The organism is Bacillus sp. LL01 (assembly GCF_001037965.1).
Map to the genome: position 1 here is coordinate 1156344 of NZ_LFEL01000001.1, position 13878 is coordinate 1170221.

A 13878-nucleotide genomic window follows, 5' to 3' on the forward strand; every position below is an offset into this window, starting at 1 on the left:
ACCTTTTATTATTAATTTATTTTGTCTGAGGTGCTATCATCCAATCCGTTAGGTAAAGTTATGGTAATTGTGGTGCCTTTTCCTTTTTCGCTTTCTACAAAGACTTTTCCTCCGTGGGCCAAGACCAACTGGTGAGCGATGGCCATTCCAAGTCCGGTTCCGTTTGACTTATCTGTTGTGCTACCGCCTCTGTAATATCGGTCAAACAGTTTACTTTGGGTTTCTTCGTCCATCCCCACTCCGTTATCCTTAATCATAATAAAGGTATATTCCGGATTTCGTGAGACACTTAGTGTTATCTCTGTTCCTTTTGGATTATGCTTATGCGCATTTGCCAGTAGATTGGTGAGAATGCGAGTGAACCATTTGGAATCAACAGCCAGACGAACTTCCGTTTCCACGTTTTCCATGAGAATTATTGAGTCTGTGTTGTTCAGTGACTTGATGACATCCTTCATGAGTGGAACAATGTCTTGTACACTCTTTTCTATAGGCAAGGCGTTATTTTTTAGACGGTAGGTAAGATTCAGGTCCTCAATTAAATCGCTCATATAGGAAGCTTTTTCTGTCATGGTGCTCCCCATCACCTGTATTTCTTCCTCAGACCATTTGTATGATCCTGTTTCGAGTATTTTTGCATAGCCATATATGGAGCTTAAGGGAGTTTTAAGGTCATGGCTTAAGCCGGTAATCCACTCTTCCCTTGTCTGATCTACTCGCTTTTGGTATTGTTCATTCTTTTCGAGCGTGTTTGCAAGTTTTCGGATGGAGAAAAGTATATCCCGGAAGATTCGGAAGCGTTTGTGCAGCTTGCCCTTCTTGTTCCGGAAGGGGATTTTTCCCTTTTTGTTCCTTGGTACAGATAAGTCCCCTTTGGACATTCTTTTGATCCAGTCCATCATGTAAAGCAATGGCACCCCAAACGTCCTGCCGTACCATATAGAGAGCGCGATAATGATCACTAGAAGCACTACAATTACTAGTAGGAAGCTTTTGACCAAAGAGGCACCTACCAGACCATCCAGTACGTCATCCGGAGCATAATAGGCATTATCCATACCAACAACATAGACTTTGTCCCCTTCTAGTAAGGTGGATATGTCGTATGTGTAGTTCCACGGCCTTTCCTTAATGGATAGGAAGTCCCTGGCTGTAAGTGTAAGGTCTTCTGGGGCATTCCATTGCTCGACTTTTTCCCCAGTGGAATCATATACTTGTAGCCATGCTTTTTGGTTCTCAAGGAACTTTCTGCCTTCCTCTGTAATAGCGGATAGCTCACCTAGTTTTTGCAGCTCAGTAAGTATTTCTTCGCTCAGGTTCTTCTCCCCGTACAACACGACAAGGTCACTGTCGTTCTTGAACACCCTCCAATAAGAAGTCCGGTAACCGGGAACGTCAAAATCGGCGAGCTCTTGAAACGTGTATGCCTTCTTTAAACCTGCAGGAGCATTTACCTCTTTGACGACAATTCCATCTTTATTTATCAGTTGGAGCCAGCCGTCATTTTGGTGGACAGCTGTTTTTACAGTCTCACTAATTTGAATATTCTCTTCTGACTTGACATCCATTTCAAGCTCAAGAAAATATGGGTCCGTCCTTGTAAAACTTGCTTTCATTTCCGACTCTGTTAAGTGGGAGGCGAAGAATAATAACGCGGCGGTCAAAGCGATTATTATGATCACTAAGAGGACAAATAATTGCTTAACAAAATGAAAAGCCAGCTTTTTACTTACATTCATCGCTGATTACCTGCAGCAGGTACGAGTTTATACCCGATTCCTCTAACCGTTTTGATGTATTGAGGCTTGCTTGGATTTTCTTCTATCTTTTCTCTGAGCTTACGGATATGAACCATCACGGTGTTATCATCAACCAGGATATGACCTCCCCATACGTGGTAATAGAGCTGTTCTTTTGTAAAAATTCTATTTGGATTTTTACAGAAGAACACTAGTAAGTGATAAAGCTGACCGCTTAACACGACGCTCTCCCCTAGTACTGTAAGTTCTGCAGACTGGAGGTTTAGCTTAAATCTGCCAAATTCAAGGACGTCCTCTTCTTTGTTCGGAGTGGTCTTCAGATACCGATTTAGTTGCACCTTAATTCTGGCTACTACTTCTAACGGGTTGAACGGTTTGGTGATATAGTCATCTCCACCGTGTGCAAATCCCGTCAATTTATCCAGATCTGAGGTTTTTGCCGATAAGAAAAAGATTGGTGCCTCTGTCGTTTTTCTTATTGCCTGGCAAATTTCATAACCTGTCATATCAGGGAGCATGATGTCGAGTAATATCAGGTCATAGGAGTGATGCTTCAACTTATGTATGGCCATTTCACCCGTGCTGCATGTATCTACATGTTGAAACCCCTCTTTTGTTAGCACTAATTTCATCATATCTATAATGGATTGTTCATCATCGACCATTAATATCCTTGCGTGTTCCATTTGTAAACTCCTTTTTAAGGTAATGTTAAGGTTCCCTTAATTTTCTAATAAACTACCATTATTATACTAAACTATGAAGGGAGCGAGATGAAATGTGGGCAATTTGTTTAAATGAATTTAAAGGACATTTTAAGAGTTTTAAGTCGATTGTGGTCATTGCGATTATTTTTGGGGTAACCTATTTAACCGCCGATTTAATGAGTAACCTGATGGCAAACTTTCCAGAAGAAGCGGCAGAGTTAGGAAAGGATGGGTATGCTACCGGGATTATTATCTTAATCTTTGTGCTTGGTTTTTTCTTTATTACCGGTCTTTCTCACGACATCATCAACCGGGAAGTCAGCGAAAGAACCATGCGATTTCTAGTGACAAAGACTTCTAGATTAAATGTGCTGTTGGGAAAATACTTAGGAGTATGGTTCTTTTGGCTTTTCTGTATGGTTATCTGTTTTCTATTAATCACTATTAAATCAAAGGAATTTATGTGGCTGGGTTTGGTCGATACGATGTTGTTTCTTTCTGTAGCTTTGGCGTTAAATCTTGTGTTTTCCATTGTCATACCAAAGCCTGGCGTTACGATGTTTGTGGGGATTACCTTTGCTTTAGTATTTCCGGCTTTAAGCTTTTGGGCAATATTTTCAGGGAAGTTGTACATTTCATGGTTTAAATTTCTAACTCCTTATTATTATTCTTCACTAGCAGACTATTATATTTTGATAAATGGACTCTATACGTTCTTACTGCTTTTTATTGCATATTGGTTATTTAAAAGGAGGGATTTTTGATGAGTGTAATAGAGGCTGGACATTTAACCAAAGCATTTGGAGGAAAAACGGTAGTAAATAAGGTGGATCTAACCGTTGCTAAAGGGGAGATATACGGGTTTCTTGGTCGAAATGGGGCCGGTAAATCCACTTTTATCAATATGATTACTGGAATCATCCTACCAACTTCAGGAACGTTTCGGCTGTTAGGTGAGTCTGATCTACAGTTAGTGCGGAACAGGATTGGGGTGCTTCCTGATTATTCACAGTTCTATGATAGTATGACCGCCGTTGATCACATTAAATTTTTTGGTAAGATCAACGGATGCAAACTGTCTACCACTGAGACAAATGCTGTATTGGATCGAGTTGGCCTTTTGGAGCATGCAAAAAAGAAGGTAGGAAAGTTCTCTTTTGGTATGAAAAAGAAGCTGGGAATTGCACAGGCCATCGCTCATAATCCCGAATTAATTTTCCTAGACGAACCCACATCCGGCATCGATGCAGAGTCTGGGTTGAGCATACAGCAGTTGATACGGGATCTACAAGAAGAAGGAAAGACCATCTTCATGACATCTCATAACTTGAATGAGGTAGAGAAAATCTGTACTCGGATTGCGATTATGAAAGACGGTGTCATTATCAATGAAGGAACTCTGGAAGAATTGCGGGCTCATTATTCCTCTTCCATTGAGGTGAAGATAAAACATTCTGCTTTAAAAAACCCAAAAAGTGTGGGCCAAATGTTAAAGCGTTTTGCCACACAGGTTTCTGCAGAAGAGCAATATACGTCGTTTACGGTAGATTCTGATGATAAGATTGCTGCTGTCGTTAAAGCATTTACGAAAGAAAATATCGATGTTTATAGAATAAACGTGGAAGAGCCTTCCCTTGAAGAAATTTTTTTGGAGGAATCCAGTACGAAGATCAAAGGAGCCAGCTAAGAAGCTGACTCCTTTTCTTATCCTATTCTTTTTATAAACAATACCTTCAGATAGTTCCCTTCCTTAAACTCCTTGATGGTCGCGAAGTCGCTTGGTAGGGAGAACTCTTCTACGATTTTGTAGTCCACTTTGTTTTCTTTAAAAGCCTGGTCGATAAAGCCTTTGAACTTGTCCATGCCGAATGTAGCGGCGTTGGTGGAAGCGACAATCACGCCGTTCTTTTCTGTGATGGCAATGGCGTCTGTTACAAGACTTGTATAGTCCTTTTCAGCACGGAAAGTCACTTTCTTTGAGCGGGCAAAGCTTGGCGGATCCATAATGACTACATCGAATTTCAGGTTTTTCCTTTTCGCATATTTGAAGTAATGGAATACCTCTTCTACGAGAATGGATTGCGTATTTTCGTCAATATTATTAACGTTAAATTGTTCTGTTGTTTTGGGCAGACTGCGTTTAGCCAAGTCTACGCTTGTAGTTTTGACGGCACCGCCTAATGCTGCATAAACAGAGAAAGCTCCTGTATAGGAAAAGGTGTTAAGTACTGTTTTTCCTTTGGCATATTTATTCCGAATGGTTTTTCTTACTTCCCGTTGGTCAAGGAATATCCCTACCATAGCACCATCGTTCAAGTGCACGGCAAAATTGACTCCGTTTTCTTTGATGACAAGGGGTGATGGGGCTCGTTCTCCTTTTACAAAATCATCGTCCTCTACATATTGACCGTCCGTGTTAAATCGTTTCTTTTCGTAAATTCCTTTGTGCTCGATGACTCCTTCAATGGCGTCTAGAATTTCTTTACAGAAGGAATAGATCCCTTTGCTATACCAGTTGATTACCAAATAACCGTTGAAGTATTCGATGGTAAAGCCGCCGATTCCGTCGCCTTCTCCGTTAAAAAGGCGGAATGCGTTGGTGTCTTCTGCTTTTATAAGCGCTGTACGTTTGTTTACAGCTTTTTGGAGCGCACGTTTGAAGAAAGGGATGTCCATTTCTTCGTTAGGATCTTTGCTGACAATCCAGCCGTATCCTTTGTTCTGGTTCCCGTAGTAGCCTTTGCCGAGGAAGTTGTTCTGTTCGTCTACCAGCTTTACAAGTGTGCCTTCTTCTTTTAGGTCATTGCCGTTAAGGAGGGACTGCTTAGAGATAAGCGGGTATCCGTTTTTATAGGGTTTGGCGAATTTATTTTTCACTTTAAGGGTTAGTTGCTGTCGCATGCTTTCATCCAATCTTTTTGGGTTTTTAGTGTGGTTGTATTATAACGCAAATGAGAGTGGAAGACGAATGGATGCTTTTATTTAAATGGCTGTTTTCGTAAACTTTGTTGCTTTTTCGAAATGTTAAACCAACCGTTATATTCCTTACTGTCGTGCTCTTTTCCCGGCTGTACGGAAAAACTACATGCCTGTTTTAGAGTAGATATCCTGTAAAAGGTCCAATTGCCGACTTTTTACTAGTGAATAGCAACAATCTTTGAGAAAAGAGCCATTTAAATAGAATTATTCAGCTTAAAAGACTTCTGAAAAAAAGGATGATAGTCGCAATAATAGTTAGAAAATAAGAATGACCACAGATTAACTTTTTCATTCACTTAAAATACCCCTTTGTTAATATTTCTTATAAAAGTTATCCAAAGTGATTATGAAAAGACCAAATAATAAGGGTTATACTCACTATTCCCCAAGCTGTGGCACTCGCTATCCACCAAATGATGGATTTAGCTTTTTTTGAACTTTCCTCATCTTCCGTATTTGCTTTTATAAAAGCAAGTTTACTTTCCATACTTTTTTTCATAGAGGTGAGAACAACCAATCCGATTATGATGAATCCAATAGTTATCCAGAGTAATAAGTCCACTTTTTTTCACCTCTTTTTTTATAGTTTTTCTGATTTCAACTTATCAATATATTCTTTTCCTTCAAGTAGTGAGAGTCCCCACTCTTCTCTTACTTTTTTAATCGCTTTTACGTCTTTTCCCTCTTTTATTAGCTTCCGAAGCTCATCATTTAGTGGGTTTTCCGGTATTTCTGAATGTTTGGTTACGTGGTCTAAAATATATTGCATTTTTTTCATGCGCCCCTCTAATTTATTCACCTTAGCCGTTAAATTCACTACTATTAGTGAGATTAATAAAATTAGAATGTATTCCATTTCCTTTAACCTCCATATCAGTTGGTTCCTATACATTACATACGGATGATAAATGTATAGGTTTCAACATCAGACTAAAAGGTCAAATTTGGAATTTGCAAAATGGAGTCATATTAAAAAAATAACAGGTCTAATTCATGTGCGAATTAGACCTGCTATTTAGTGCGATGGGAGCATGGAGTTTTCTTCGCATGCTTTGACCATGAATTCGTATTGAAGTAGGCGTACTTCGAATAGTTTCAGTGGGTCGTAGTAGCGTTCTGGGCTTGCTTTCATTTGTTCGAGCTTTTTGTTGGCGTTGTGGATAGCAAGTTCTGTGTCTTCAACAGTTTGGTTTAGTTCTGTGAATGACGCTTCATAGAACATGTTGATGTCCGCTTTTAGTGCCTTTTCAAACAGGTCGAACTCCAGGAAGAACTTATCTACGACCGATTGGGAAACATCTGTGAAGCGCTCGTTTTCAATATATTTTTTATACTGTGAAAAGAGTAGCTGATTGCTCTGCTGCAAAGAGCCGAACAGGCGCCCCGCCCCTTTTAAAAGATATTGAGTTGTGCTCTGACGGTTCAGGATGTTTTCTTTTTCCACTTCGACTCTGCTTAGCATTCTGTTTATGTCACGGCGCCAGTCTTCCATGACCTTGAAGTCACAGTTAAGATGCATTTTTTCTTCCTTGTAAAGACCGTTGAACGTTTCACTCATTTCGTGAAGATATTCCTGGCTGTCTATCAGCTCACGGTTGGATGTATCCAGCCATAGCTGGAGCTCCTGACGCAATCTTGGAAGCAGGTCTGAGTGCATATAGGTACGAATTGTTTCGTTCATGCGCTCATTCAGTTCCTGGTGCAACGTTTTGAAGTTGCTATCTTCCTTCACGTAGCTTGAACACTCTCTTAATAAACGAGGAATTGCTTTACTTGCTTCCCGTTTCATCTCAATCGTTACAGCGCGATAGTTCTCTGTGATGCTGCGAATTTTTTCAGACTCTGCATCATGCAAGTGGTTGATGAAACCACTCAGCCTGCTTAGAATGTCTTCATTGAACGCTACCGTTCTAGTCAGGTTATCTTCCATTTCAATACGGCTATTAAGCAGCTCCGTTAACGTGGAACGGATTAGCTGAAGCAGCTTGGTCGTACGACGCTCCTCCACCGCTTTGGCACGAAGCTTGAAATTGGCTTCCATAAAGGTCGCCAACCCTTGATGCTGTTTACTTGCAGAACGAAGGGAAGAGTAAGGGAACACTCTCGCATCAGGGAAGAATTCATTGATGCGGTGCTTTGCCTCCTCCACAATCTGGGTAGCTTCCGCTTCATGGAAGGCTGTATCCATCTTATTGATGACAAAGTGTACCGGTACTTCCGGTGCTCGTTCTTTAATTTTTACCAACACCTTCAGTTCGTCCTCCGTGAATGGTGTTTGCGCATCTAAAATGTATAATAAGCCGTCTGCTAACGGTATATATTTCATTGTTTCATTGTTTTCTATCTCATCCGCACTGAATTCCGGCGTGCTGATCAAGGAATACTCCTCATCCTCGAGAAATTGGGAAGGCCACTTCAGATCAATCAAGGAACCCTGTTTATGCTCACTGATGTCTCCTAATGCGGAGGTACCTATGGTTGAGATTTCGTTCATTTCCGCAATATCTCCATTAGAAGAGACAAATACTGGAACCGTTTCATCTCCAAGAAGCTTCTCTCCAATAAGAGAATTGATAAAGGAGGTTTTTCCGTTTTGTACGGTACCTGTAACAACAAGGTGTTTTCTGTTCAGGTTGCTAAGTTGAGAGAAAAGCCACTTCTTCTGATGTGCCACTTCCAAATGGTTATCTTTTGCCCAATCAATAAGTGTTTTGAACAGTTCGACCGTGTAACTCAGCTGGATGCTGTCATGCTCGTAATGGAAAATTCTATTTTCTGCATCACCTAGGACATGGGCAGGCAGGGCTGTCGGAAAAACCTCATTCCAGGACATGACCGCTGCGGACGCGAATAAGGATTTGGATCTATTGGAGACCTTCAACCAGTTTCCTAGTAGTTCCGGAACAATACCTTGTAGTTCTTTAATCAAGTATTTTCCTTCGATGAGAGATAAGTAGGTATGTTGATGTAGCTGTTCCACTTTCGCCCATGAGACCTCTGCATCTCTGTCCAAGTTCATGAATAGGCTATTTGCCGTTTTCACCCACTCCAAGTAGAGCTGGTGACCCTCGTAGCTGTACCAAAGGGATGCGGTAAGGCTCTCGAATTTCTGTTGATTAATTTCCATCAACTGGAGTAAGACTTCTTGGAAATAGTCTGGAGCAAATTCTTTTGTATAGCCAGTATCTATATAATTTTTCAGGCAATCGTACCATGCTTCCGAACCGGTTCTAAGCGCTTCACTTACAGCTAACTCCACTGCATGTTGGCTGTCTTGTTGCTCTTCGTAGAATGTTCGGGCCGTCTGGGTGACGTGCGGATAGTCAGGGTTGATGGTAATCGCTTTTTTGATATTTTTATAGGCATGATCAAGCTTGCCTCGTTGGATGTATAGTGTAAACAATTGAAGTGCCACTTCAATTTTCAGGGTATTATTATCTGTTTTGATCTTGGAATATATATCTTCCGCCTCTACAAGCATTCCCAATTCATAGTAGGCATCTGCAATATTTTTCTTTGCCCAAGGCTCCAATTCATTGTGTACATTCTCCCATTTGAAAATGGCAGTTTCGTAATCCTTGCTATGAAAATAGACTTCACCTTGTGCATAACGAATAAACGAAAGATCATACACCTCGTTGGTCTGTTCAGCAAGAAAAGCCTCCCCAAGTACTTGTACAGGATGCTTCGTCTCAACATCGAGCATGAAAGTTTCAAAATACGTTTTACTAATAAATTTGTTTTCCTGTGTCATTTTACCCTCCACCAATCATTTCACATTATTTTTTAGGCTTTTATCGCATCCATATATGTCTTACGAAAAGCACTTTTTGTAATTAAAATGATCTAGTAACTTCGTCTCTTGCATTTATTTTAATTCCGCTGCCATATAGTTCGAACGTCTTTCGGATTTTTGGACCATTCTATTCTATACCCTTTTAACTGCAGCTATAACTAAACTCATGAAAAATTTATAGTCCTCATATTATCATATTTCAACCGGTAGAGCTTGAGTAATAGCTACTTGTTTGTGATAATTTAAATAGGCTAAATATATTGATAAATTAAACAACAAAGGAGTTTTTGATATGGAAATAAGTAAAATCAGCCAAATTGGTGTACCTGTCCAAGATATAAACAGAGCTACTTTGTTTTATAAAAAAACACTTGGGTTGACCCATTTATTTTCAAGTGGAAATATGGCCTTTTTCGATTGCGACGGTGTGCGGATCTTGTTGAGCGCCCCAGAGAATGAGGAATTTGCAGACGCAAGTAGTTCCGTTATTTATTTTCAAGTGGAGGATATACAGTCAAGCTACCAGGAATTGGTAGATAAAGAGGTGTTAATGATAGATGAACCCCATCTTGTAGCCAAGGTCGGCATTACTGAAACGTGGATGACTTTCTTTAAGAATTCTGAGGGTAATACTCATGCATTACTAAGTGAGGTATCTTCTGTCGTTTAGCATTGCTCAATTCAATAAGATTTTGCCTTTATTTCCCGGGAATAAAGGCAGTTTTATCTCCAAAAGTAAAAAAGATCCTAAACAATTAGAATTCTTTCTACTTCTGGCGCTCTTTTTTGATTTCTTGTTTGATATAGACCCACATTATGATGTAGATAGAAATCAATATTGTTAAAAAAACCGGCACTGACAATACGTCACGTATAATCATTGGTCCATCACCTCTAGTTATTTGAGACTTTCCATTGGCACAGGGAATATCAATATAAATAGTATTCCCAAAACGACGGAAACTATTAATGCCCTTACAGGATTCTTATCGTGCATTCTTAATACTAAAAACAATACCAAGTTCAGAATGATGTTAAACCAATTATTCCAGCCATTATCGTAAACAAACATGCCTTTTAAGGAGAACAGCCACTGTATTCCTGTATAAAAGGCAGCCCAAACTGCAAGATAGATAAGTTGATTGCGTTTTTGTTTCGGAAAACGCTGCAAGAAGATTAACAAACCTGCTGGTACAATGATAAATGTAAAACAAAAATTAATAATCGTATGGTTCAACCAATCCAACGTAATCCCTCGAAAAGCCCACAGTGTGTGATTGAAATAGATCATGTTGTATGTCATATTAATGACGATAAAAAACAGTACAGTCGAATAGTGCTTTCTCCAATCACTCCAATCAATAAACCGATATGCAAATAAGATCCAAACTACAATAACCAATAATAAATACATAGACTCCTGCTCCTGTCTCTAACTTTTTTTATTATCAGTTATGGCCAGTTTAAGGAGATTCTATTCTTTCATAAGCAAAAAAACATAGATAAAAAGGCCGCTAACTTCATAGCGACCTTTCCCTAGCTGTATCCTATGGATTTATTTGTTCATATGGGACAGGAAATCCCCCAAAAGCTGATCGACATCCTCCACATCCAACTCTTCCTCTTCTTCGGTGGATGCTTGCTCTTGAAGAGCTGCATCCCAGTCAAATGATTCCAAATCATCATCGTTTGCAGAGTTGGCCGAATCCACCTTATCATGTGCCACTTCTTCATGTTGGTAGCTCTTTTCCTCCTGCAGGTACAAGGCTTGATCTATATCGGTGGAATTGCTGTTCATCGCTGCTAGAATACTTATTGCCCGCACAGGATCAGACAGCAATTGGTACACAATATTGCCAAGCAATGCTTCCGAGTGCTGGTGTTTCAACCAATCTCTCTGTGTTTTGGACAAAGATTTTGGAAGGGGGATGGAAATAGTCTCTTTTTCACGGGCATGTGAACTTGTTACTCCCTGAAGTACATACTCGGCAATCTTACTTGAAAAGTTCCTTCTTTCCGTCTCTTTAAGGCGTTGTAAGTGCTTGATTAGATGGTCAGGGGTATCAGAGGGGATACGAAATGAAATAGCTTGTCCTCTCTGAATACCCTGACTTGAACTGGTATTCTTCATCAGATCACCTTACTTAAGCTTTCACAGGTTTATGGTCTTTTGACTCTTTCTCTTTGCCTGTTTTCTTTGCGTAGTCTGCAATCAACTTATAATAAGCATTTGCCATCATCCAGATGCTCTCTTTTTCATCTTCAAAGAAATCGATGTTATAGCCATCTAAGTTGTTGTTTAATGTCTTCAAGTATTCTTTCAATACTGTAGACCCACCGCCGACAAAATAGCAGATTTCCGACTGGGAGTTTTTCTGCCAGATGTTTCTCAATAAACGATACTGCTTTTTCGCCAAATCCAAAAGAATGCGGTCCGTGATATCATGTACACTTGTTCTGCTACCGCGCACCATGATGTGGTTACGGTCATTCTTTTTCGTAATGATTTCTACAACATCTCTTCTGCTATCAAGCTCGATACCATGCTTGGAACGGATCTCTTCACGGATCTGCTCAAGTGCTTCAGATACTCCAAGGTTAAAGCCTTGTGCTTTATCATCATCCACATTACGATTCTTAATTACCGCGATATCTGTCGAAAGACCCCCGATATCCTGGATAAGGATGCGCTTGTCGATCAAGTCCTTGTTAATGATGTTTCCGTTGTTGTCCAATACAAGATTTATGTAGGCAGCAAAGCCTTCCGGATAAACCTTGATTTCATCAAACTTGATATTCACTTTGATACCTTGGTATTTAGGAGTAATCAGGAATTCAACCTGATGGACAGAACCTAGTAGTTTGGAACGGTACCCGGCATCCTTGCCTTCTTTTACTTCTCTTAAAGGGAGACCTGTTCCTAATGTATAATTTGCATCCACCACATTTTTATTTCGAGGGAATGTTTTTTCATTTTGTCCACTTACCGCATCCAATGCTAAAGTAGCGAAAAGCATGACCAATGTTTGGTCTTCTTCCGATTTGCTGCTACCCGGGTCAAGCTCTGTTGCATTATTGCTCTTTGTTGCCAGGTTCCCAATACGATAGATGGCGTTATTGTCCATCAGGGCAGGGGAGTGAACACGAACATGGATACCATCTAAAGGATCCTTGCTGTCCAACTCTTCAATTCCAATTACTGGGCGATCTTCAATATCTCTAGCGATAACATTCGGAATGTTTAATTCAGAATCCATTTTTCCAAAAATAGCTTTAATAGAATCATTACCTACGTCAACTGCTGCAATTCTTGAATAACTCATTATTCATCTTCCTTTCTTTTCCTCATTACTTTATTTGTTTCCTTAAGTAGAAAATAAATCTAGTAAGTATACCTTAAGCGTACAGAAAGTTCCTCTACTATTCAATCATTCTCATGAAAAGTAATGAAAGTGTAAAAATGTTTACGTTTATGTCTACAAGTGTGTACTTGTGTACACTTTGTGTTTACTTGTATTCACAAATTGTACACATACCTCTAAATAAGCTTGTGTACGACTTTGTACACTTGTAAACATTTTTGTGTACTTTTGTTTACAATGTGTAAACATGTACACAGTTTTTGTAAACTTCCTTAATATCCCATTTAGACTGTCCTACTTCAACGACAATCAACCTTAAGTTTTTCCATTTTACCCCTGGATACACATGGTAAAAAACTAATTTGAGATTTCTTATGGTCTGTTGTAAAAAAGGAATCATGGTGTTCCGCCTCCCCTTCTAAAATGGAAAGCTCACAAGTTCCACAGCGGCCAACTTTACAGGAGTATGGAACAGTGTAACCAGCTTCCAATAAAGTTTCCAAGGTAGTTTTTTCAACAGGAACAGACAATAAACTACCATCTGAAAGTTCTAACAAGAAAGGATGAGGCTTATGTAAGATAGGTGGTGAAAAATATTCGTAATGAATGCTTGCAGATGGATAGCCATAAGAGGTAGCAGCATGAGAAAAAGAGGTAGTAAACCTTTCGGGACCACATAGATAAACATGTGTACCCACATAATGATCTAATAGAATGCTAGTATCCAACCGGTCCCCTTCTTTGGAAAAGTAGAAATGTGTTTGTTGAGGATACTCCTTTAATAGATAGGAGTAAAATGCACAATCTTCCTTTGTTTTTGCCGCATAATGAAGTTCAAATGACTTACCTTGTGCTTTTAATTCACACATCATGGATAAAAAAGGAGTAATACCGATCCCTGCAGCACAAAAAACATGGTGTCGAGCAGTAAAACTAAGAGGAAAATAGTTTTTTGGGAAACTAATTTTCAAGATATCTCCTACATTAGCACTATTATGTAAATAGGATGAACCACCTGCGGAATTTTCATTAAGTTTTACTGCGATTTGATAGTTATCTGAACTATCTGGATTTCCAACAAGTGAATAACGTCTTTCAAGCTCTTCTCCCCTCCCCTTCAGGTAAACTATTATATGAGACCCCGCACTAAAAGCAGGTAATGCCTCTTCATCTGTCCGAGAGAAAGTAAAATGCTTAATAGTCTTGGTTTCATTAGTGATAGTTTTTATCATCACTTCTAACCTGTTTTCCGGCACCACAATAATCTCCCCTTT

The 13878-nt window shown here is 39.6% G+C and carries 13 protein-coding genes; 3 read left to right on the forward strand and 10 right to left on the reverse strand.

The features are described 5' to 3' along the window. Positions 1–11: 11 nt before the first annotated feature. Positions 12–1739: a HAMP domain-containing sensor histidine kinase gene (locus tag AB685_RS05855; protein WP_047969535.1), complete on the reverse strand. Its 1728-nt coding sequence runs from the start codon at positions 1737–1739 to the stop codon at positions 12–14. Then, complete coding sequence (locus AB685_RS05860; protein WP_047969536.1) at positions 1736–2446, reverse strand: response regulator transcription factor; 711 nt, start codon at positions 2444–2446, stop codon at positions 1736–1738. Before AB685_RS05860 ends, AB685_RS05855 begins: the two co-directional genes overlap by 4 nt. Positions 2447–2538: 92 nt before the next feature. Between AB685_RS05860 and AB685_RS05865 the strand changes: the two genes are divergently transcribed. Together AB685_RS05865 and AB685_RS05870 are read left to right on the forward strand one after the other, a co-directional pair. Further along, a complete protein-coding gene (locus AB685_RS05865) occupies positions 2539–3231 on the forward strand; it encodes an ABC transporter permease subunit (RefSeq protein ID WP_047969537.1) in 693 nt (230 codons plus the stop codon). Then, on the forward strand, positions 3231–4154 hold the full coding sequence (locus AB685_RS05870; RefSeq protein WP_047969538.1) for an ABC transporter ATP-binding protein: 924 nt from the start codon (positions 3231–3233) through the stop codon (positions 4152–4154). The genes AB685_RS05865 and AB685_RS05870 overlap by 1 nt, the downstream gene beginning before the upstream one ends. 17 nt (positions 4155–4171) lie before the next feature. On the opposite strand, the gene AB685_RS05875 is transcribed toward AB685_RS05870, so the two are convergent. From AB685_RS05875 to AB685_RS05890, 4 genes are all read right to left on the reverse strand, one after another. Then, entirely contained in the window at positions 4172–5368 is a 1197-nt protein-coding gene (locus AB685_RS05875; protein WP_047969539.1) for a class I SAM-dependent rRNA methyltransferase, read from the reverse strand. 409 nt (positions 5369–5777) lie between these two features. Next, positions 5778–6008 (reverse strand): hypothetical protein, encoded by a 231-nt coding sequence (locus AB685_RS05880; RefSeq protein WP_047969540.1) that lies wholly within the window; start codon positions 6006–6008, stop codon positions 5778–5780. An 18-nt stretch (positions 6009–6026) separates the two neighbouring features. Further along, on the reverse strand, positions 6027–6302 hold the full coding sequence (locus tag AB685_RS05885; protein WP_047969541.1) for a hypothetical protein: 276 nt from the start codon (positions 6300–6302) through the stop codon (positions 6027–6029). A gap of 159 nt (positions 6303–6461) precedes the next feature. After that, on the reverse strand, positions 6462–9200 hold the full coding sequence (locus tag AB685_RS05890) for a hypothetical protein (protein ID WP_047969542.1): 2739 nt from the start codon (positions 9198–9200) through the stop codon (positions 6462–6464). Between the two features lie 334 nt (positions 9201–9534). On the opposite strand from AB685_RS05890, the gene AB685_RS05895 reads away from it, so the two are divergent. Continuing rightward, positions 9535–9912 (forward strand): VOC family protein, encoded by a 378-nt coding sequence (locus AB685_RS05895; protein WP_047969543.1) that lies wholly within the window; start codon positions 9535–9537, stop codon positions 9910–9912. 228 nt (positions 9913–10140) lie between these two features. On the opposite strand, the gene AB685_RS05900 is transcribed toward AB685_RS05895, so the two are convergent. The 4 genes from AB685_RS05900 to AB685_RS05915 form a co-directional block, all read right to left on the reverse strand. Beyond that, entirely contained in the window at positions 10141–10656 is a 516-nt protein-coding gene (locus AB685_RS05900; protein ID WP_047969544.1) for a CBO0543 family protein, read from the reverse strand. Positions 10657–10797: 141 nt separating this feature from the next. Further along, positions 10798–11373 (reverse strand): hypothetical protein, encoded by a 576-nt coding sequence (locus AB685_RS05905; RefSeq protein ID WP_047969545.1) that lies wholly within the window; start codon positions 11371–11373, stop codon positions 10798–10800. 13 nt (positions 11374–11386) lie between these two features. Beyond that, complete coding sequence (locus AB685_RS05910; RefSeq protein ID WP_047969546.1) at positions 11387–12565, reverse strand: ParM/StbA family protein; 1179 nt, start codon at positions 12563–12565, stop codon at positions 11387–11389. Positions 12566–12903: 338 nt separating this feature from the next. Continuing rightward, a complete protein-coding gene (locus AB685_RS05915) occupies positions 12904–13863 on the reverse strand; it encodes a PDR/VanB family oxidoreductase (protein WP_053073736.1) in 960 nt (319 codons plus the stop codon). Positions 13864–13878 lie beyond the last annotated feature (15 nt).

What these genes read in the sequence shown, in the direction of transcription:
- AB685_RS05905 (WP_047969545.1), bottom strand. Translation starts at nt 11,373, where the DNA reads ATGAAGAATACCAGTTCAAGTCAGGGTATTCAGAGAGGACAAGCTATT.
- AB685_RS05895 (WP_047969543.1), top strand. Translation starts at nt 9,535, where the DNA reads ATGGAAATAAGTAAAATCAGCCAAATTGGTGTACCTGTCCAAGATATA.
- AB685_RS05870 (WP_047969538.1), top strand. Translation starts at nt 3,231, where the DNA reads ATGAGTGTAATAGAGGCTGGACATTTAACCAAAGCATTTGGAGGAAAA.
- AB685_RS05865 (WP_047969537.1), top strand. Translation starts at nt 2,539, where the DNA reads ATGTGGGCAATTTGTTTAAATGAATTTAAAGGACATTTTAAGAGTTTT.
- AB685_RS05860 (WP_047969536.1), bottom strand. Translation starts at nt 2,446, where the DNA reads ATGGAACACGCAAGGATATTAATGGTCGATGATGAACAATCCATTATA.
- AB685_RS05855 (WP_047969535.1), bottom strand. Translation starts at nt 1,739, where the DNA reads ATGAATGTAAGTAAAAAGCTGGCTTTTCATTTTGTTAAGCAATTATTT.
- AB685_RS05910 (WP_047969546.1), bottom strand. Translation starts at nt 12,565, where the DNA reads ATGAGTTATTCAAGAATTGCAGCAGTTGACGTAGGTAATGATTCTATT.
- AB685_RS05885 (WP_047969541.1), bottom strand. Translation starts at nt 6,302, where the DNA reads ATGGAATACATTCTAATTTTATTAATCTCACTAATAGTAGTGAATTTA.
- AB685_RS05900 (WP_047969544.1), bottom strand. Translation starts at nt 10,656, where the DNA reads ATGTATTTATTATTGGTTATTGTAGTTTGGATCTTATTTGCATATCGG.
- AB685_RS05890 (WP_047969542.1), bottom strand. Translation starts at nt 9,200, where the DNA reads ATGACACAGGAAAACAAATTTATTAGTAAAACGTATTTTGAAACTTTC.
- AB685_RS05875 (WP_047969539.1), bottom strand. Translation starts at nt 5,368, where the DNA reads ATGCGACAGCAACTAACCCTTAAAGTGAAAAATAAATTCGCCAAACCC.